The organism is Pseudomonas sp. (genome assembly GCF_030690725.1).
In the GTDB taxonomy this organism is placed as follows: Bacteria; Pseudomonadota; Gammaproteobacteria; order Pseudomonadales; family Pseudomonadaceae; genus Aquipseudomonas.
In genome coordinates this window covers 22133-42304 of sequence record NZ_JAUYGD010000065.1, presented here as the reverse complement: position 1 = coordinate 42304, position 20172 = coordinate 22133, and the positions used below count along the sequence as shown (strand labels likewise).

Here is a 20172-nt window from a genome sequence, read left to right as displayed (position 1 = left end):
GTGCTGCCGTTGCGTTGAGGGCATGTTCGTGAGCTGGCGCGCTACGGGCAACGAGGCGACCTTGTAGGGCGCGCCTTTACAAGGTGCGGCGCGGGTACACCACGCGCGTGCGAGGCAGCATCTGCGCCATGAATGCTGCCGTTGAAATTCCCGTCCGTGATAACCGTCGCCAGGCCAAGTTTTTGTACTGGACGGGTTGGCGCGTCACCGATATCGCCGACTACCTGGGCGAGAAGGAACGCACCGTCCACAGCTGGAAGGCCCGCGATGAGTGGGACCGGGCAGACAACGTAGAGCGGATCGGCGGGGCGTTGGAAGCGCGCCTGGTGCAGCTGATTCTGAAAGACGGCAAGTCGGGCGGGGATTTCAAGGAAATTGACCTGCTGCACCGCCAGCTTGAGCGCCAGGCGCGGATTGAGCGCTTCCAGGGTGGCGGTACCGAGGCTGAGCTAAACCCGAAACTGCATGACCGCAACAGCGGGCCGAAGAAGAAGCCGAGCCGCAATGAGTTCAGTGAGGAGCATATCGAGCTGCTCACTGAGGCGTTTATCGATGGGTGCTTCGGCTACCAGTTGGACTGGTACAAGGCGGGCAACCAGCGCACCAGGGCCATCCTGAAAAGCCGGCAGATCGGGGCGACCTTCTACTTTGCCCGTGAGGCGCTGATTGATGCGCTGACCACTGGCCGCAACCAGATTTTCCTATCCGCCTCGAAGAACCAGGCGCACATCTTCAAGGCGTATATCCAGAGTTTTGCCCGTGAGGTGTGTGGGGTTGAGCTGACTGGCGACCCGATCATTCTGGCCAACGGCGCCGAGCTGCACTTCCTGGGTACCAATGCGCGCACGGCGCAGGGCTATCACGGCAACTTCTACTTCGACGAATTCTTCTGGACGTTCAAGTTTAAGGAACTGAACAAGGTCGCCAGCGGCATGGCGATGCAGAAGCAGTACCGCCGCACGTATTTCAGCACGCCCAGTTCGATGGCCCATGAGGCCTACACCTTCTGGACGGGTGAGCGCTTCAACAAGGGCAAGCCGGCTGCCGCGCGCATTTCGGTGGATATCTCCCACGACGCGCTGCAGCAGGGGCGGTTGTGTGAGGACAAGGTGTGGCGGCAAATCGTCACCATCCTTGATGCCGAGCAGCGCGGCTGCGACCTGTTCGACCTCGAAGAACTGCGCCAGGAATACGACGCCGAGGCCTTCCAAAACCTGCTGATGTGCCAGTTTGTGGACGATGGCGCGAGCATCTTCCCGCTGGCCATGCTGCAGCCGTGCATGGTGGATAGCTGGGTTGAGTGGGCCGAGGACTACAGGCCACTGGCGCCGCGCCCACTGGCTGACCGCCAGGTTTGGGTGGGATATGACCCAGCAGAAACCGGCGACAGTTCGGGCCTGGTGGTGGTTGCACCGCCGATGGTGCCGGGCGGCAAGTTCCGCGTGCTGGAGCGGCACCAGTTCCGGGGGATGAATTTCGACGCCCAGGCCGAGGCCATCCGGATGGTGACCCAGCGCTATTGGGTGACCTACATCGGGATTGATACCACTGGCATGGGCTCAGGCGTGGCGCAGTTGGTGCGGCAGTTCTTCCCTGGGCTGACGACGTTTAGCTATTCACCCGAGGTGAAGACGCGCCTGGTGCTGAAAGCCTATGACGTGATCCACAAGGGCCGGCTGGAGTTCGACGCCGGCTGGACCGACTTCGCGCAATCCCTCATGGCCATTCGCAAAACCATCACCGCCAGCGGGCGCCAGTTCACGTACAGCGCCGGGCGCAATGACACCACCGGCCACGCCGACCTGGCCTGGGCGCTTTTCCACGCACTACACCACGAACCGCTCGAAGGGCAGACCGCTGCCAATACCGGGCGGATGGAGCTTTTTTGATGAATACAGGCAATGAGGTGGCTGTTGCGGCCACGGCGCAGGCGGTTAGCGATCACCGGTCGGTGGCTTTTACGTTTGGCGAGCCTGAATCGGTGCTGTCTGGGCGGGAGATTTTCGACTACCTGGAGTGCTGGTTTAACGGGCGTTGGTATGAGCCGCCGTTGTCGTTGGACGGCCTGGCGCGCTCGGTTAAGGCCAGCGTGCACCTTGATTCGGGCCTGCGCTTCAAGCGCAACCAACTGACGCGCACCTTTATCCCGCACAAGTTGCTGAGCCGTGAGGCGTTTGACCAGTACGCCCAGGACTATCTGGCGCTGGGCAACGGCTATGTAGAGGCGCGGCGCTCAATGATCGGCACGCGGATGGCGTTGAAGCCGACCCTGGCGAAGTACATGCGGGTGGGCAAAGACGACCGTTATTTTCAGGTGCAGGGCTGGAAGGATGAGCACGAATTCGACCAGGGCAGCATCTTCCACCTGCGCGAGCTGGATCTACACCAGGAGATTTACGGCTTGCCGGAATGGCTCTGTGCGTTGCAGTCGGCGCTGTTGAACCAGTCGGCGACGTTGTTCCGCCGCAAGTATTACGAGAACGGCAGTCACGCCGGTTTCATCCTGTACATGACCGACGCGGCGCAGAACGAGTCCGATATCGATGATCTGCGCACGGCGCTGAAGAACTCGAAGGGGCCAGGCAACTTCCGCAACCTGTTCGTGTACGCGCCGAACGGCAAGAAGGAGGGCATCCAGCTGATCCCGGTGAGCGAGGTGGCGGCGAAGGATGAATTCAACTCGATCAAGGATCAGACCCAGGGCGATGTGCTGGCCGCGCTGCGGGTGTATCCGCAGCTGATGGGCATTGTGCCGAAGAACGCGGGCGGCTTTGGCTCGCCACAGGAAGGTGCGCGGGTGTGGGCCACCTTGGAACTTGAACCCATCCAGACGCGCCTGGCGCTGCTGAATGACTGGGTGGGCGAGGAGGTGGTGAAGTTCAAGCCATTTGAGATTGCTGGCACCACGTAACAGCTGCTGCACCACGCATACCAAGCCGCCTTCGGGCGGCTTTTTTGTGCCTGCACGTCGGGCAGGGCAGCCACGGCGCGTATCACGGCCAAGGGGGGGCTGGCAGGGCCATTCTGCACCCGGCGCGCGCCGTCGTCCCCCCACCTCGCCTGCGGGCTAAATGGGTCGAATTCTCTGCACACCTGCATGACAAAGCGCGCCACGCCAGCTCTGGGCTGCGTAGGGGGTGGCTAGGGCTTATTTACCTGCGAATCCCTGCGGCGTCGGGGTATTTCCCGGGCAGGTTGCGGAACGGCTTGTAGATCACAGGTATAGGGGGGGCTTTGCAGAAAGAGTAATTTCAGTAATCGATGCGGGAGGCTTGTCTGGAGCCTGCGTGTTTCGGGGCTTTGGAGATTACAAAGGGGAGTAACAGAGGAGTAACCAAAAAGGTAATTTTTCTCTAAGTGCCTGATCTGTAAGGCTTTTGAGTTTTAGGAATATCACCTATTTAAAGAGTAATCAGATTACTTCAATGTTACTTAAAGATTACTCCTGCTCGCTTTCGGAAAGCCTATGTATTTCAAGGGCTTGCCGGATTTCAGCGGTCAAGATTACTGATGTTACTCTTTTTTAAGACCCCCCCACTACCTTGAGAAAAAGCACCTCACGTGAGGCGCGCAGGCGTGTGCGCGTCTTAAGTCTTGTTACGTGCGTTGTTACGTACGGCGGATAAAACAAAGGCCTGCATCGCTGCAAGCCTTTGGTTTATATGGTGCCGGCACCAGGAATCGAACCCGGGACCTACTGATTACAAGTCAGTTGCTCTACCAGCTGAGCTATACCGGCCTTTGAGGGTCGCCATTATATCCATTCATTTGGCTGAGTAAAGCCGTCTGAGCGTAGTTCTGTGCAGGCATTGTTATCAGTAGCCAAATCGTTATGCACATATGCGGGGCATCTGGTACGGACGTGCGCAGACTTTGTGCGCTGGTTCGCGGTATCGGCTAAGTGCATGTTTTTACAGGGTATATTTTCAGACTAAAAAATGCGCAGGTTGGCGATATGCAGCTGGGGCGGGCTTTTGCGCGGTTTGCTCAGATTCTGTCAACAGAGTTATCCACAGATGCTGTGGGCAATTTTTGCTGGCGCTCTGCCAGCAGTAGCAGGTTTCGCGGGCTCTGTTGGTGGCTGCAAAAGGTGCCTAGGCGCACGGTGTAGCCTTGTTCTTGTAGATAGAGGGCGCGGTCGAGCAGTAGCCAGAGTTCCAGTGGGCGGCGGAATAAACCGCGTAGCAGTTCCAGATTGCGCACCTCGGCCAGGCGTTGCCAGCCTTGTTGCTCAAGCAGTTGCCAGTTTTGTGCGGCGGGTGCTGGTAGCTGTTTGAGTGCGGCGAGGTCTTGGCAGTACTCAGCAAACTTTTTGTCGAGCCAGGCGGGCGGCAGGGATGGCGTTGGTAAGTATTCGTCGACGCTACGCAGCTGGCGCTGCAGCAGGTCGAAGGCCAGGCGCCTGGCCATGGATTTATCGCGCTGGCGGCGTACCCGTGCGCCAGCGGTGACGGTTTCGCTCAGGGGTAGGCCGAGATCGTCGATAGACAGTTGCAGTGTTGAGGCCTGGGCGCTTGCCGAAAGCGGCTGATAGCGCTGTGTGCTGATGCGGTTGTAGCAGCAGGGCGCCACGGCCAGTTGTTGGCAGCCGGCCTGGCTGGCCAGTTGCAGCAGGCGCGTATGCAGTTCGCCGCAGGCGTGCAGGGCCACGGGCGTGTGTTGCGCCTGCAGTTGCGCCACAGCGTTGTCAGCCAGCACATCCTGCTCGATATGCTGTGCGGCGATGCCGAGCTTGTGGCTGAGTTGTTGACCACTGCTGACCAACTGCGGGTCGTATTCCAGGCAAGTCAGGCGGCCGCCGTCGTGTGCGAGCATGCGCCCGAGGTGGCCTTTACCAGCGCACCAGTCCAGCCAGTGTTGTGGTGTATGGCTAAAGCTCAGGCTGCGGGCGAACGCGTCGATTTGCTGCCACTTGCGCCCCGGTACATCGCTGCTAAAGCGGGCGGGTAATACCTGCGCGGGTGACTGTGGCAATTCACCGATCTGGCTTAGCTCGTAAGCCTGAGTGGCCAGTTGCGGGAAGGGTGCGGGTGCTTGCAGCAGATGCGGCTGGTTATGCGCGGCTTCGGCATGCTCCAGGCTTTGTGCCCTGAGCCAGGCGGCCAGTTGTGGGTGCTCGGCTTCCCAGGGCAATGTCGGGTAATGCACAAAGGGTCGTGGTCGCCACAGCGCCTGGTGCTCAATGAGAAAGCTGTCGAGTGCGTTGAAGCGCTGCAACAAGGCAGCGTCTTGCAGGATCTGGGCGGGTGAGGTGGTTGGCATGATGGATGGTGCTTGAGGGCGTGAACCCTCAGGCAATCAGCGGCCCTGGCAGGCGTCGACGCGCAGCCAGCGCTCCAACAGCTTGAAGCCGCGCACCAGGAGGAAGGCGATCAGCAGGTAGAACATCCCGGCGGCAAAGAAGATCTCCACCGGCAGGTAGGTGCGGGCGATGATGGTGCGGGCCATGCCGGTCAGCTCTAGCAGGGTCACGGTGCTGGCCAGGGCGCTGGCCTTGAGCATCAGGATCACTTCGTTGCTGTAGGCCGGTAAGCCGATACGCGCGGCGCGTGGCAGGACGATATAGAACATGGTCTTGGCGCGTGACATGCCCAGGGCGCGGGCGGCCTCGATCTCGCCCGGCGGTACGGCCTGAATCGCGCCGCGCAGAATCTCGGCGATATAGGCGGCGGTGTGCATGGTCATGGTCAGCACCGCGCACCAGTATGGGGAACGCAGATAGGGCCAGAGTGGGCCTTCGCGCACCGCATCGAACTGCGCCAGGCCGTAGTAGACCAAAAACAGCTGCACCAGCAGCGGCGTGCCACGGAAGAAGAAGATGTAGCCGTAGGGCAGGGCGCGCACATACCAGTGCCGCGAGGCGCGGGCGATGCCCATGGGTAGGGCGAGAATCAACCCGGCGAGAACCGCGATGGCCACCAGTTCCAGGGTCAGCAGGGCGCCTTCAGACAGGCGCGGCAGCCATTTGATGATCACGTCCCAGTTGAGCGCAGTCAGGCCGCCCCAGAGCGCATAGGCAATCAGCGCAACGGCAGCCGACCAGGCGGCTATTTCAGAGATTTTTCTCATGACGCGCTCCTGACAAAGCCACGGCTGGAGCGTTTTTCAAGGAAGTGCATGCCGATCATCGCCAGCACGGTCAGGCCCAGATAGATAAAGGCCGCCACCATATAAAAGGTGAAGGGCTCCTTGCTGGCGGTCACGGCGATTTGCGAGCGGCGCATGATTTCTTCCAGGCCGATCACCGACACCAGTGCGGTGTCCTTCATCAGAATCATAAACAGGTTGCCCAGGCCGGGCAGGGCGATGCGCCACATCTGCGGCAGGATCAGCCGCCAGAAGATTCGTGGTTTGGACATGCCCAGTGCTTGGCCTGCTTCACGATGGCCCTTGGGGATGGCCAGGATCGCGCCGCGAAACACTTCGGTGGCGTACGCGCCGAAGCAGATGCCGAGGGCGATGGTCCCGGCGGCGAAGGCATTCAGCTCAAGGCTTTCGATGCCGAGCAGGTCCGCCAGGTTGCGCATCAGCTGCACGGTGCCGAAATAGATCAGCAACACCCAGAGCAGCTCGGGAATTCCGCGCACGATGGTCGAATAAGTACCGCCAAGCCATTGCAGCGGCTTGTACGGGGAAGTCTTGGCGAGGGCGCCGAGCAAGCCGAGCACCAGACCCAGGCACAGCGCGCTAAGCGCCAGCTTGATGGTCATCAGGGTGCCAGCAGCCAGGGCCGGGCCGAATCCGTAGAGGTCGAAATTCATAGGGGCTCAGAAGCCTGCGCCGCCCGGGCGGGCGGCGCAGTGCCGGCAGCTTAGTAGATGCTGAACGGGAAGTACTTGTCGTTGATCTTCTTGTAGGTGCCGTCAGCCACGATCTCGGCCAGTGCGGCGTTCAGCTTGTCGCGCAGGGCATCGCCCTTGCGTACGGCAATGCCGATCTTGTCGTTGTCGAATACCGGGTCGCCTTTGAATTCGAAGCTCTTGCCAGCGTCGCTCTTCAGCCATTCCCAGTTAACGAAGGTGTCAGCCAGCACGCCATCGAGGCGGCCCGAGGACAGATCGAGGTAAGCGTTTTCCTGGGTGTCGTACAGCTTGATATCGACCACGCCATTGAGGTTGTCTTCCAGCCAGGTGCCGGCGATGGTGGCACGCTGAGCGCCGATCACTTTGCCTTTGAGGCTGGCTTTATCAGTCTTGAAGTCGCCGCCTTTCGGGGCGATGAACTGCAGCTTGTTGGTGTAGTAAGGCTCGGTGAAATCCACTGCCGCCTTGCGCTCTTCGGTGATCGACATGGAGGCGATCAGGAAGTCGAATTTCTTCGCGTTCAGGGCCGGGATGATACCGTCCCAGTCGGAGGTGACCACTTCGCACTCGGCCTTCATCTTGGCGCACAGGGCCTGGCCGATTTCCACGTCAAAACCGCCGACCTGGCCGCTGGCGTCAATCAGGTTGAACGGCGGGTAAGCGCCTTCAGTACCCAGTTTCAGCTTGTCCGCGGCGACGGCGCTGGTGCCGAATGCCAGGGTGGCGGCCGCGGCCAGCAGGATCTTCTTATAGTTCTGCATGCGTAGTTGCTCCGTGTTTTCAGTGATTACTGGACATGAATTGTTTGCAGCGCGCCGAGTTCGGGTTATCGAACACCTGCTCCGGGGAGCCCTGTTCTTCAACCAGGCCCTGATGCAGAAACACCACCTCGCTGGACACCTGACGGGCAAAGCCCATCTCATGGGTGACCAGCAACATGGTGCGGCCTTCCTCGGCGAGTGCGCGGATCACATTAAGCACTTCTTGTACCATCTCCGGGTCGAGGGCCGACGTTGGCTCATCGAACAGGATGACTTTCGGCTGCATGGCCAGCGTGCGAGCAATCGCCGCGCGCTGTTGCTGGCCGCCGGAAAGCTGATTCGGATAAACGTGACGCTTGTCGGCGATACCGACCTTGGCCAGCAGCGCCTCGGCCACCTCGATGGCCTCAGCCTTGCTCTGCCCCAACACGCGGCGCGGCGCCTCGATGATGTTGTCGAGCACGCTCATATGCGGCCACAGATTGAAATTCTGGAAGACGAAGCCGATTTCGCTGCGCAGGCGATTGATCTGGCGGCTATCGGCAGCGACCAGGTCACCATTCTTCGCGGCTTTGAGCTTGAGCTCTTCACCCGCGAGGATGATCTGTCCCTTGTGCGGGTTTTCCAGCAGATTGATGCAGCGCAGAAAGGTCGACTTGCCGGAGCCGGAAGAACCGAGGATGGAAATCACATCGCCGTCGCGAGCGGTGAGGGAGATGCCCTTGAGCACCTCAAGGTCGCCGTAGCGTTTGTGCAGGTCGCGTATTTCCAGCGCGGGCGTGGCCTCGGCCATGGAGTGTCCTCTTATTCTTCGGTTGCGCTCAGGCGTTGCGTGGCCTTCCTGGCGAGGCGTCAAGCTAGCATAGCGTTTCGCTGACCGCCAAGCCGTTTACCGGCCGTGCTGGGCTTGGCCGGTCACGGTGTCGCCTGGTTACAGCTGGCTGTCGCGCAGATGCAATTCATTTGCACGGCAGCCCAAAGTGCAGATAACCAAAGCTGATCTTGTTAAGCGGTGTGGGGTGTTTCTCGCCCATGTCGAGCTTACGTATTGGCTTGCCCGCGTAGCGCTTCGTACAGCCGCGCAGGCCCCAGCAGCAGATTGATCACCTCGCGTTGAATCTGCTCCGAGTTCAGCGCCTGCAAGCTCAGGTTGCTCTGCGCCGAATGGCTGTCGATCAGCGCATCGATAAACACCCGCGTCAGATCAGGCGAACTGGCGAATTGTTCTTTGGTGTTGTTCGCCGCCTGCTGCGCCAGCACCTCGGATTCCAGCAGCTTCTCGCGCTGGCTATTGAGCCAGGACAGCTTGTCGCCGTCGGTGGTATCTGCGCCGAACAGCTCGTTGACCTTCTCGACGATTTGGCTGAGGTAGAGCTTTTCCTTCTCCTGTACCTGGCCGCTGCCGGTGGCGCTCATCGGTGGCAGTTTCGGGTATTCGCCGTTTACCAGTGGCAGGTCGCGGGTGCCTTTGTCTTTCAGCTTGTAGCGCACCAGTTCCAGGCGCGACAGATCCACGCCTTCGCGCTCCCGGCCGAATTCGATCAGTGGCAGCAGATGTTTGAAGAACAGCTGGCGCTTCTCGATATCGGTATTGCCGTAGTCGAAGATCTGCGAGAGGAAGGCATACAGACGCTGGAAGCTACCCATGTCGCGCTTGAACAGCACCAGCGCATCCATTTCATCTTTGGCCTCTTTCATTGTCTGGCCATCGCCGTTCGCCTCGGCAGCGCGCAGCTCATCCTGAGCAATGCGGTAACGCACCAGCAGGCGGTTGGCTACTGGCTCCAGGGCCGCACTCAGTTCGCTCTGACGTGCCGCTGGATTGAGCAGCACCGCCACCACACGCTCGACCTCAAACTGGTCGTAGTGCCCGGCGCTATCCAGCTTGGTGCGCAAGTCGTAAACCAGGTGCGGGTCGGTCACATCCTCCAACTCGGCGGTGCTGTAGTAAGCCTTGAACGCCGTGAGGATCTCGTCCGGCTCGTTGACGAAGTCCAACACGTAGGTGGTGTCTTTCTTCGGGTGGGCACGGTTGAGTCGTGACAGCGTTTGCACGGCCTGAATGCCGCCCAGCTTCTTGTCCACGTACATGCCGCAGAGCAGCGGCTGGTCGAAGCCGGTCTGGAATTTATTGGCGACCAGCAGGATCTGGTATTCATCGCCGCTGAACGCTTCGCGGATATCGCGGCCACGCAGGTGCGGGTTCAGCGCCTGGCTGGTTTCAGTGAACGGGTCGGGGCCAGACTCGGAATCATTCACTTCGCCGGAGAACGCTACCAGGGTGCCGATCGGATAGCCCTGGCGTTTCACGTACTGGTCGATTGCCAACTGCCAGCGCACTGCCTCCTGCCGGCTGGAAACCACCACCATTGCTTTGGCTTTGCCCTCCAGCAGCGGCTGCACGTTTTCGCGGAAGTGCTCGATGACCACCTGCACCTTCTGCGCGATGTTGTAGGGGTGCAGTTTCACCCAGCGCATGATGCCTTTCAGTGCCTGGCTGCGCTCCACCTCGGCTTCGCTCAGCTCCTCACCGTTGTGCGCCAGCTTGAAGGCGGTCTTATACGCCGTGTAATTGTGCAGCACGTCGAGGATAAAGCCCTCCTCGATAGCCTGGCGCATGGAGTACACATGGAACGGTGCCGGCAGGTTGCTGCTCGATGCCGGCAGCTCTGGATTTGGCCGCCGCCCGAACAGCTCCAAGGTTTTGGCCTTGGGCGTGGCGGTAAAGGCCACGTAGGTGATGCCGCTTTCGGCCGAGCGTGCACTCATCTGCGCCGCAAGAATGTCCTCGGTACTGGCTTCGCCACCGTCGGCCAGCTCTTTCAGCTCTTCGATGGACAGCACCTGCTTGAGCTTGGATGCGGCCTCGCCGGTTTGCGACGAGTGCGCCTCATCGGCGATTACCGCGAAGCGCTTGCCCTCGGTGGCGGCTAACTCTTGCACCGCCTTCAAGGCGAACGGAAAGGTTTGGATGGTGCACACCACGATCTTCTTGCCGCCAGCCAGCGCCTTGGCCAGCTCACCGCTCTTGCTCGCCGACTCACCGGTGATGGTCGCCACTACGCCAGTGGTGCGCTCGAAGCTGAAAATCGCCTCCTGCAGCTGCGCGTCCAGCACCGTGCGGTCAGACACCACCAGTACCGACTGGAACAGCTTCTGTTGCTCGGCGTCATGCAGGTCAGCGAGGAAGTGCGCGGCCCAGGCAATCGAATTGGTCTTGCCGGAGCCGGCCGAATGCTGGATCAGGAACTTGCCGCCTGGCCCTTCCTCCAGCACCTTGGCCAGCAGTTTGCGGGTGGCATCAAGCTGGTGATAGCGCGGGAAGATGATCGACTTGAGTTGCTTCTTCTTGTCCTTCTGCGCCACCAGGTAGCGGGCGATGATCTCCAGCCAGCTGTCGCGTTGCCATACCTGCTGCCAGAGATAGGCCGTGGCATGGCCAGCCGGGTTGAGTGGGTTGCCGGCACCGCCGTCGTTACCCAGGTTGAACGGCAGAAAGCGCGTCGCCGCTCCTTCCAGGCGGGTGGTCATCTGCACTTCACGGTTGCTCACGGCAAAGTGCACCAGTGCGCCACAGGGGAAGCTCAGTAGCGGCTCTGTCCGGCCCTTGGGCTTTGGCTCGCGGTCGAAGCGGTATTGATCCACTGCATCCTGCACCGACTGGGTGAAGTCGGTTTTCAGCTCGCAGGTCGCGACGGGGATGCCGTTAAGGAACAGCACCAGATCGATGGAGTTCTCGCAGGTCAGCGAGTAGCGTACCTGGCGTACCACGCGCAGACGGTTGGCCGCGTACTTGGCAGTCAATTCCGGGTTCATGCTCAGCGCCGGCTTGAACTGCGCCAGTTGCAGCGGTTGACGCAGGCCCAGCAACTCAATGCCCTGGCGCAACACATCGAGGGTGCCGCGCTCATCAAGGGATTTGCGTAAACGATCAAGCAGTACCGCTTCGGCAGCTGTGCCATGGTTTTTGCTCAGCGCCTCCCAGGCCTTGGGCTGGGTGTTCTTGACCCAGTCAATCAGGTCGGCAGGAAATAGCGCCCGAGCACGGTCATAGGCCTGCGCGTCACCTGCAGCATGCAGCCAGCCGTGGGCGGCCAGCTGCTCGCAGATCTCGTTCTCGAAGGACACTTCCTTATGCAGGCTCATGCCGGGCGCTCCCTATTGTATTCGTTCAGCTGTAGCCGATGCGGCTGCAGTCTTGGTCACTATGGCGAAAGAGTCCACCACGCCGCTTGGGCAGGCGAATCAGTTTTCCTGGTAACTACGTTCGATCAGCTGCTTGGCGCGCTCCAGATCGGCAGGGGTGCGCAGGCTCAGTTCCAGGTCGCCGGTGCCCCAATGGCCGATGCTGCGCACGTCACGGCTGAAGTCCTCGACCAGCTCGACCGAGTCCGGGTTGAGCTTGAGGTACAGCTGCAGGCGTTTGGATTGCACCACGATGCTGGCGAAGTTCTTTAGCCGACGGAAGGCCAGGTAGAGCTTGAGGGGCTTTTCCTGCACATCGTCGCCGAGCGAATGCAGGTAGCTGGTGGTCTGCTCGAACAGCGCGGCAATTTCTGCCGGAGCCAGCGCCAGTTGTTCCTGCCAGGTCTTGTCTTTGCTCGCAGCTGCGGGCTTGCCCGCTTCGGCCTCGGCCGTTGGGGCGGCAACTACGGTACTGGTCACGCTGACCGAATTGACCAGCTCCAGCAGCAACAGGTCATCGCCGAACAGCTTGTAGCGGATCAACTCGATATTGCGCTGGATCAGCTGCACCGCGTGCTGATCGTAGCGGGTGAAGTCGGCAGCGATGCACAGCAAGCGAGTGCCGCCCCATTCGATCTGCTCGGCAGCCTGCTTGCCCAGTTTTTCCATCACCAGCCAGCGGAACTCGGCCTGGTGGTCGAGCAGCCAATCCAGGTAGAACAGGCCCTGGTTGATCACGTTCTCGTTGCTGTGGCGTTTGTATTCGATGATTACCGGGCAGCCGTTCTCGTCAAGCCCAAGGGAGTCGATACGGCCCTTGTGGGTCTTGCCGGTGGCGTATTCACTGGCAAGAAAGCGCACGCCGAGAAAGCACTCCATCTGCGCCTCGATCAGGCTTTGCAGCTGTTTTTCCACCGCCACCGCGCGGCCGGGCAGCTCACAGGCGGAACCATTGGCACCCAGGCGAAATAGCTGGATATCGCTCATGCGGCTTGCTCCTGTTCTTCCTTGATCAGGCCGCGCACATCGATCTGGCCGGTAACAGCGGCGGAGATTAGGGCGGTGCGGCGTTCTTTGAGTAGGTCGATGGCGTGCTGAGCTTCAACTTCGAGTACTTCGAGCTTGTCATTTACTGCGGCAATAAAAGCAAGGATCGCCTTTTGTTCCTCTTTGTCAGGTAGCGCGACCTGGATGCACTTGAACTCTTGCCAGTACAGGCGCAACCGGAAGTCCGTAACGCCTCGGGAGTGCCTGCGCATTTCTTCAACAGCTTGCGGCGTTCGCAGCGTCTGCTCGATAAATGCAGTAATAAAGTCCGCAACAGGCCGTGCTACTACATAAGCGGGGCTGACTTGTCCCGGTACTGTCACAGAGCCAAAGCCGCCTTGCCAGGCCCGCATCATGTTGTAAACCAGATCGCTAGGCTGAACTTTCTTGTATTTACCGCGATCATCGCTACGCGTCACTTTGCGGTCGAGTTCTGAATCATTCAGCTCTTTATCAGATACACCGCTGTGAATGGATACGCTTAGAACAGGCAGGCTGTCATCGCCACTTTCCACTACTTCCTTGAATAGGTTAGCCATGCGCTGGACTTGCCAATGCGTTGGCACCTCACCCAACCACTCCACCCCGGAATCCTTCATCGGCACTGTCGGGTCGAGCCCCTTGGTCACGGCATGAGCAATCACCGCCTGGCGCTTTTCCTTAAGTAGCGCGATCAGCTTTTCCTGCTCGGCCATCAGCTCATCGAGTTTGGCGGTTTCGTGATCGAGAAAGGCCACTATCACTGACTGTTCATCAGGTGTGGGTTTAGGAAAAACAAAACTTCTAAACTGATCTTGAGCCAAATTTTGCATGCTGGAGCTTGTGCCCGCACAAGCCATCTGTACCTGCGCACGGTATCCGCCGGTCAGCGTCCAATAATGTACATACGCAGGCTCAGCATCGGTGAAGGCTACTTGCCAGAGTCGATCAGGCAGAAATAAAGCGCCATTGCTTTTTTGTACTAGCCCGGCCGCCCCTACTAGGTCAGGAGTATTCATCCTGCTAACTACGAGGGTGCCTGCAGTCACCGGGCAAGCGACGCGGTCATACTCTTCAGGCACGACGGCTTTATTCTCGCCTGCTTCAAAGGTGCCACTATAAACGCAGCTGGTTTTCAGTACTCCGAGTTCGCCCTCTCCAGCAGGGGTATCCGTTGAGTTCACACTAGTACCGGATTCGATTTTTTTGATTACGTGCCTGAGTGGTACAACCTCCCAATGCCCCGGCACCTCTCCCAGCCACTCAACCCCAGAGTCTTTATATTCCGGATAACGCGGAAAACTCATGCCGACAGCCCCCCGATCATCGCCAGAATGCGGTCGGTCACGCCTTTCAGTTCGGCGTCGATCTCGGCCAGCGGCCGTGGCGGCTCGAATACATAGAAGTGCTGATTAAAGGGGATCTCGTAGCCGACCTTGGTTTTGTCGTGATCGATCCAGGCATCCAAGGCGTGGGGCAGCACTTCGCGTTTGAAATAGGCCTGCACGTCTTCGTCGAGCGGCACGTTCTCGCTGTCACGAAGGCTGCTATCGGGCTGCCGTTTGCCTTTCTGCTTGCCCTTCTGGCCGATAACGATGGCGCCGTGCTCGTCGCGTAGCGGGCGTTCGACGGTGATGTTCTGGTAGCCGAAGGCCTGGTTGGGCAGCAGGCGCGATAGCGGCGCGAGTTTGACCTTGCCGCCAACTGGCGCGCTGGGCTCGGCTTCGCCGTCACGCAGGATTTGCCGGGCAACTTCCTTGCCGTTGGCATCCAGCACGGTGGCCAGGCGCGCTTCGGCGCACTGGCCGAACAGCTGGGTAATTTCCTCGATGGCGCTGTCGGGCATTTCCTTGCGCTTGGAGCCGAGGCTTTTGCGCATCTTCTGCCAGAAGCTCGACGCATCAATCAGTTGCACCAGGCCCTTGCGCGGGGTTGGCTTGCGGTTGGTCAGCACCCACACATAGGTACTGATGCCGGTGTTGTAGAACATATCGGTGGGCAGACCGATGATCGCCTCGACCAGATCGTTCTCCAGCACATAGCGGCGGATCTCGCTCTCGCCGGAGCCGGCACCGCCGGTAAACAGCGGCGAGCCGTTAAGTACGATGGCAAAGCGGCTGCCGCCTTCGTTGGCGGGGCGCATCTTGGCGATCAGGTGCATCAGAAACAGCAGCGAGCCATCGGATACGCGCGGCAGGCCTGGGCCAAAGCGGCCATTGAAGCCCTGCTGCTCATGCTCCTGGCGGATGGCCTTCTCGACCTTCTTCCACTCCACGCCGAACGGCGGATTGGACAGCATATAGTCGAAGCGCTTGCCGGCATGGCCGTCGTCGCTAAGGGTGTTGCCGGCCTTGATATTGGCTACTTCCTGACCCTTGATCAGCATGTCCGCCTTGCAGATGGCGTAGGACTCGTCGTTGAGCTCCTGGCCATGCAGGTTCAGGCGCGCCTGGGGGTTGTGCTCGACCAGGTATTCCTCGGCAATCGACAGCATGCCGCCAGTGCCAGCTGTTGGGTCATACAGGTTGCGCACCACGCCTGGGTTGGTCAGCACCTCGTCGTCTTCGATAAAGATCAGGTTGACCATCAGGCGGATCACTTCGCGCGGGGTGAAGTGCTCCCCGGCGGTTTCGTTGGAGATTTCCGCAAACTTGCGGATCAGCTCCTCGAACACCAGGCCCATCTGCATGTTGTCCACGGCTTCTGGGTGCAGGTCGATCTGGGCGAAGCGTTCGGCCACCTGGTAGAGCAGGCCGCATTTGTGCAGGCGGTCGATCTGGGTCAGAAAGTCGAAGCGCTCGAAGATATCGCGCACCGGCAGGGAGAAGCCCTGGATATAGCTGTAGAGGTTGTCGCGGATATGGTCGGAGTCGCCCATCAGCGTGGCCATGTCCAGCTGCGAGATGTTGTAGAAGCCCTTTCCAGTTTTGCGCAGCAGGAAGGGCTCGGGGTTGGCCACCAGCTTCATCTTCTCGGCCTGTTCGGCCAGCACCGCTGCCTTGGTCTTCTCCAGCACGCAGTCCAAGCGGCGCAGCACGGTGAAGGGCAGGATCACCTTGCCGTATTCGGACTGGCGGTAATCACCACGCAGCAGGTCGGCAACCGACCAGATAAAGGCGGACAGGGCTTGTTGGTTCATGGGGCACAAAATCCTTGAGTGACAACTTCCTGGGTGAGCGAGCGCGGCACCGGGGAACAGATGGCAGGATTATGCCGGGCGAGCGCCTGGAGGCCTACCTTTGCTTTCGGCCCATAGTCGGGAGTGATGTTGCTGGCAGGCGGACGAAGTGCGCCAGGTGGTGGGCTTTAGGGACGGGTAAATACACGGGAATTGCAGGCAATAAAAAACCCGCACTAGGCGGGTTTCTTAGGTGTTTTCGAGTGGTTTTGACATCACCAGAAAACTATATGTGGTGCCCGGGGACGGAATCGAACCGCCGACACGGGGATTTTCAATCCCCTGCTCTACCGACTGAGCTACCCGGGCTAACGGGGCGCTATTAGACGGATTTGAGGGGTAGGTGTCAAGCGTGAGTTTGAAAAATATTTAATTATTACGGGCGGTTAGGTTCGAGCGAGGGCTGAGCGGCACATTGCGATGTGGTGGATGGATAAGGCGTCATCCACCCTACGGTCTGGGCGATGCGCGTGGGAGGGGCTTTAGCCGCGACTGCTGTTAGAGCATTTCGCCGCTAAAGCGCCTCCCACGTTTCGCTAGGGTTACTCGCTGGGCGGCACGTAGCCGTCGGCCTGGGCGTATTCCTCGCCGGAGAGGAATTTGTCCATCTCGGCCTGGAGGAATTTGCGGTCTTCGGCGTTCATCATGTTCAGGCGGCGTTCGTTGATCAGCAGAGTCTGGTGCTTCTGCCATTCGTCCCAGGCTTGCTTGGAGACGTTGTTGAAGATGTCCTCACCTTTGGCGCCCGGATACGGTGGGCGGTCCAGGCCGGGGAGTTCTTGCTTGTGTTTGCGGCACTGTACGGTGCGGGTCATGGTGTCTCTCCAGTGTTCTGTGTTGTTGCGAGTGCATCGGCCGCGCGCTTCAGCAACTTCTTCACCGGGGCGGCGAGGCCCAGGCGCGGCGGGGTGGCGAGGTTATACCAGAGCCAGTCAGCCTCGGCCACGGCGGCTGGCGCGGCGTCGACCTGGATCAGCCAAGGTTCGATGGCCAGCTGGAAGTGGCTGAAGGTGTGAGTCAGGCCGCTCAGTTCGCGCTGTGCGCCGAGCTGCAGGGTGTGGCGGCTGGCGAGTGAGGCGATGGCCGTTGCTTCGTCCAGCTCCGGCAGGCTCCACAGGCCGCCCCAGAGGCCGCTGGACGGGCGGCGATAGAGCAGCACCTCGCCGTTGCGGTTGGCGAAGATCGGCATCAGCGTGCGTTTCTGTGGCAGCGCCTTGCGCGGTTTGGGAATCGGGTAGCGGATCTCCAGGCCGAACAGGTGCGCCTGGCAGCCGCTTTTCAGCGGGCAGAGCAGGCAGCTGGGTTTGCTGCGGGTACACAGCGTGGCGCCGAGATCCATCATCGCCTGGGTGTAGTGGTTGACTCGGGCGTGCGGGGTAAAGCGCTCGGCTACATCCCACAGTTGTTTCGCCACTTTCGGCTCGCCGGGATAGCCTTCCTGCGCCACGTAGCGCGCCAGGACGCGTTTGACATTGCCGTCGAGGATCGGTGCGCGCAGGCCCATGCTGAGGCTGGCGATGGCGCCGGCGGTGGAGCGGCCGATGCCGGGAAGTTCGGTGAGCTGGTCGACATCGCGGGGGAATTCGCCGGCATGTTCGCGCATTACGATCTGCGCAGTTTTCTGCAGGTTGCGCGCGCGGGTGTAGTAACCGAGGCCCGTCCACAGGTGCAGCACTTCGTCTTCCGGTGCGGCGGCCAGGTCATTTACCGTCGGCAATGCGGCCATAAAGCGGTCGAAATAGCCGAGCACGGTGCTGACCTGGGTCTGCTGCAGCATGATCTCCGAGACCCACACGCGGTACGGCGTGATGCCCTGTTGCCAGGGCAGGTCCTTGCGCCCGTGGCTGTCGTACCAGTGCAGTACTGCGTCAGAAAATTGCTCGGGGCTCATCGGTTGAACAGGCCCTTGAGCGCGTCTTTCAGCTCGGGGCTGACCTTGTCGCCGAGTTTTTCTTCGATCTTCTCGTTGAGCTTGTTGCCGGCCAGTTTCGCGGCGACCTTGCCCAGGCCGTCCTGATCCAGGCGGCAGGCCTTGCCGCCCATTTCCAGCGGGCCACGGCAGCGCACCGGCCATTCGATGCCGACATAGCGCTCGTTGACCTGGCAGGCCGGGTCGGGCATTTCGCGTTGATCACCGATAACGGTGATGCCGACGCGGTAGTCGAGGCCGAGGATGCGCAGGTCCAGATCGCCATTGCCGCTGACTGCCAGGCCCGGAATAACGGCCTTGAGGTCGGGGTTGTGGGCCACGCCGTTACGCAGGATCAGGCGGCCTTGCAGGGTTTCGAAGGGCGTGTCCTTGCCGCGTGGGTCGCTGCTCAGGGATTTGCGGTTGAGCGTGGCGATGCCGCGGCACAGCTGTTGTTCCAGGTTGGCGTCGACCAGCACGCCGTCGTTGAGCAGGAAGCTGGCATCGCCCGTCAGTCCATCGACCCAGGCGCGCTGGCTGTTGCCGCTGGTGGTCAGGTTGGCTTTGAAATCCAGCAGGCCTTTGACCGGTGAAGGCTGGTCGGGCTTTTTCAGGAAGGGCTCAATCTGGATGCTGCTGAGGTTCTTTTGCACGCTGAGCAGCGGGATGGCTGGGCGCACGTCGATGCTGGCCTTGGCGTCGAAGCTGCCGTTGCCGATGTTGCCGCGCACGTCCTGCAGGGTCAGCAGGCCGCCTTTGCTCTGCGCCTTGGCGCTGAAATTGCTGATCACCTGCTGCTGGGCGGTGAGCTGATCCAGGCTGAGGTTGAGTTGCATATCGAGCTTGCGCAGCGTCTCGATGGGCAGCACTTCGCTGCTGCTCCAGGCGTGCTGGGTTGGCGCATCAGGCAGCGGTGTGCTGCCGCTCTGCCCGGCGCTGGCGACACTGGCCTTGACCTCGGCCTTGCGGGCGGCGCCGGCATCCTTGGCGTCCTTGGATGGTGCTGGCAGGTAGCGGTCGAGGTTCAGCTGGTCGCCCTTGAGTTGCACACGCAGGGCTTGCTTGGCGAAATCGGCAATCGCCAGTTGGCCGCTGAAGTGGCTGTCATCCAGGGTCAGCTTCAGCTCTTCAAAGGTCAGGCTGTTGTCACTGCCGCTGAGGCGGGTGACCAGTTCGAACTGGCTGAGGGTTTTTTCATCGGTCATCGGCGGCAGTTTCTGGCCGATGGTGGCGAGGAATTCACGCAGGTTAAGGGGTGCGATGGACAGGCCGCCGCTGAGTTTTGGCTGCTTGTCGAGGTCGCGTACTTTCAGCTCGCCAAGGGCGCGCAGCTGATTGCCGGAGAACTTCAGGCCATTCCATTCGGCGACCTGAGCAGCCATGTCGACCAGCAACTGGCCCTGGGCCGAATAGGTCAGGGTCTGGCCATCGAAGGGCTCGCCGGACACTTCGCCGGAGAGTTTGGCGTCTTCCAGCTGATAGCGCTTGAGGGCGCGGTCGAAGCGCAGTTCGCCCTGCAGTTCGCTACGAGCGCGCAGAACCGGCTTGTTGAGGCCGAAGAAGGTACTGAGTTTGACCGGGATGCCCGCGCCTTCGCGGATTGCTCCGGTGGTCAGCTGGATGCTTTCGGCGCTGAATTGCTGGCCTTTCTGCGCGTCGTGATAGTCGATGCGCGCGCTGTTGACGATCAGGCTGTCGATATCCAGTTTCAGCGGCTGGCCGCTGCCTTTTGCTTCAGCTGTGGTGCTTGTAGTTGGCGCGCTGTCAGCGGTTGCTGGTGGGGTGTTGGCTGTTGTGGTCGCGGGCTTGGCCGGTTTGCCGACATCTTCCCAGTTGCTATGGCCTTTTTCGTCGCGCTGCAGGTTGAGGTTGAGGCCGTCGATGCGGATGTCGCTCATCTGCACTTCTTTGCGCAGCAGCGGCAGCACGCGTACCGACAGGCCGAGCAGGCGCAGGTCAGCGAACGGCTTGTCCGGCGTGCTAAGGCTGGCGAGGGTGGCGTCAGTCAGCTCCAGGCCGAGCCAGGGGAACAGGCTCCAGCCGATATCGCCCTTGAGGGTCAGCTCCAGGCTGGCCTTGTCGCGGGCAAGCTGGCGGATTTCGTCTTTGTAATCGTTGGGATCGAACAGGTGGGTGAGGGCAAAGCCCAGCGCCACGATGATCAGCAAGAGCCCGAGAAAAAACAGGCCGAGAATTTTGCCGAGCGCTTTCATGTGCGAATCCTTGTTTCGAAACTGGATGGTGAAGAGCAGCAATTCAAGCCGGCGAGTATAGCGCCAGCGCTTTTACCTGGACCGCCGACAGTCCCGT

At 60.5% G+C, this 20172-nt stretch carries 14 protein-coding genes and 2 tRNA genes; 2 read left to right on the top strand and 14 right to left on the bottom strand.

Annotated features, from left to right (window positions below; genetic code table 11):
• The first annotated feature begins 128 nt into the window (after positions 1-128).
• Entirely contained in the window at positions 129-1889 is a 1761-nt protein-coding gene (locus Q8O69_RS15555) for a terminase ATPase subunit family protein (RefSeq protein WP_305593160.1), read from the top strand.
• Positions 1889-2911 carry a phage portal protein gene (locus Q8O69_RS15550; RefSeq protein WP_305593159.1) on the top strand — a complete coding sequence of 341 codons (1023 nt, stop codon included), beginning with the start codon at positions 1889-1891 and terminating at the stop codon, positions 2909-2911. The genes Q8O69_RS15555 and Q8O69_RS15550 overlap by 1 nt, the downstream gene beginning before the upstream one ends.
• A gap of 752 nt (positions 2912-3663) precedes the next feature.
• Here the strand turns inward: Q8O69_RS15550 and Q8O69_RS15545 are convergent.
• The 14 genes from Q8O69_RS15545 to Q8O69_RS15480 form a co-directional block, all read right to left on the bottom strand.
• Positions 3664-3739, bottom strand: a tRNA-Thr gene (locus tag Q8O69_RS15545).
• Positions 3740-3987: 248 nt separating this feature from the next.
• Positions 3988-5262 carry a methyltransferase gene (locus Q8O69_RS15540; RefSeq protein ID WP_305593158.1) on the bottom strand — a complete coding sequence of 425 codons (1275 nt, stop codon included), beginning with the start codon at positions 5260-5262 and terminating at the stop codon, positions 3988-3990.
• Between the two features lie 36 nt (positions 5263-5298).
• A complete protein-coding gene (locus Q8O69_RS15535) occupies positions 5299-6069 on the bottom strand; it encodes an ABC transporter permease (protein WP_275962160.1) in 771 nt (256 codons plus the stop codon).
• Positions 6066-6761, bottom strand: a complete 696-nt coding sequence (locus Q8O69_RS15530) for an ABC transporter permease (RefSeq protein WP_090254729.1) — start codon at positions 6759-6761, stop codon at positions 6066-6068. The genes Q8O69_RS15535 and Q8O69_RS15530 overlap by 4 nt, the downstream gene beginning before the upstream one ends.
• A gap of 50 nt (positions 6762-6811) precedes the next feature.
• Positions 6812-7564: an ABC transporter substrate-binding protein gene (locus Q8O69_RS15525; protein WP_275962162.1), complete on the bottom strand. Its 753-nt coding sequence runs from the start codon at positions 7562-7564 to the stop codon at positions 6812-6814.
• A 19-nt stretch (positions 7565-7583) separates the two neighbouring features.
• On the bottom strand, positions 7584-8357 hold the full coding sequence (locus Q8O69_RS15520; protein WP_167146445.1) for an ABC transporter ATP-binding protein: 774 nt from the start codon (positions 8355-8357) through the stop codon (positions 7584-7586).
• A gap of 248 nt (positions 8358-8605) precedes the next feature.
• On the bottom strand, positions 8606-11710 hold the full coding sequence (locus tag Q8O69_RS15515; RefSeq protein ID WP_305593157.1) for a type I restriction endonuclease subunit R: 3105 nt from the start codon (positions 11708-11710) through the stop codon (positions 8606-8608).
• A 99-nt stretch (positions 11711-11809) separates the two neighbouring features.
• Positions 11810-12736 (bottom strand): DUF5655 domain-containing protein, encoded by a 927-nt coding sequence (locus Q8O69_RS15510; protein ID WP_305593156.1) that lies wholly within the window; start codon positions 12734-12736, stop codon positions 11810-11812.
• On the bottom strand, positions 12733-14082 hold the full coding sequence (locus Q8O69_RS15505; RefSeq protein WP_305593155.1) for a restriction endonuclease subunit S: 1350 nt from the start codon (positions 14080-14082) through the stop codon (positions 12733-12735). The genes Q8O69_RS15510 and Q8O69_RS15505 overlap by 4 nt, the downstream gene beginning before the upstream one ends.
• Positions 14079-15914: a class I SAM-dependent DNA methyltransferase gene (locus Q8O69_RS15500; protein WP_305593154.1), complete on the bottom strand. Its 1836-nt coding sequence runs from the start codon at positions 15912-15914 to the stop codon at positions 14079-14081. Before Q8O69_RS15500 ends, Q8O69_RS15505 begins: the two co-directional genes overlap by 4 nt.
• A gap of 272 nt (positions 15915-16186) precedes the next feature.
• A tRNA-Phe gene (locus Q8O69_RS15495) sits at positions 16187-16262 on the bottom strand.
• 233 nt (positions 16263-16495) lie between these two features.
• A complete protein-coding gene (locus Q8O69_RS15490) occupies positions 16496-16768 on the bottom strand; it encodes an oxidative damage protection protein (RefSeq protein WP_275962172.1) in 273 nt (90 codons plus the stop codon).
• Positions 16765-17844 carry an A/G-specific adenine glycosylase gene (gene mutY, locus Q8O69_RS15485; protein WP_305593153.1) on the bottom strand — a complete coding sequence of 360 codons (1080 nt, stop codon included), beginning with the start codon at positions 17842-17844 and terminating at the stop codon, positions 16765-16767. Before mutY ends, Q8O69_RS15490 begins: the two co-directional genes overlap by 4 nt.
• Positions 17841-20075 carry an AsmA family protein gene (locus Q8O69_RS15480; RefSeq protein ID WP_305593152.1) on the bottom strand — a complete coding sequence of 745 codons (2235 nt, stop codon included), beginning with the start codon at positions 20073-20075 and terminating at the stop codon, positions 17841-17843. The genes mutY and Q8O69_RS15480 overlap by 4 nt, the downstream gene beginning before the upstream one ends.
• Between the last annotated feature and the right edge of the window lie 97 nt (positions 20076-20172).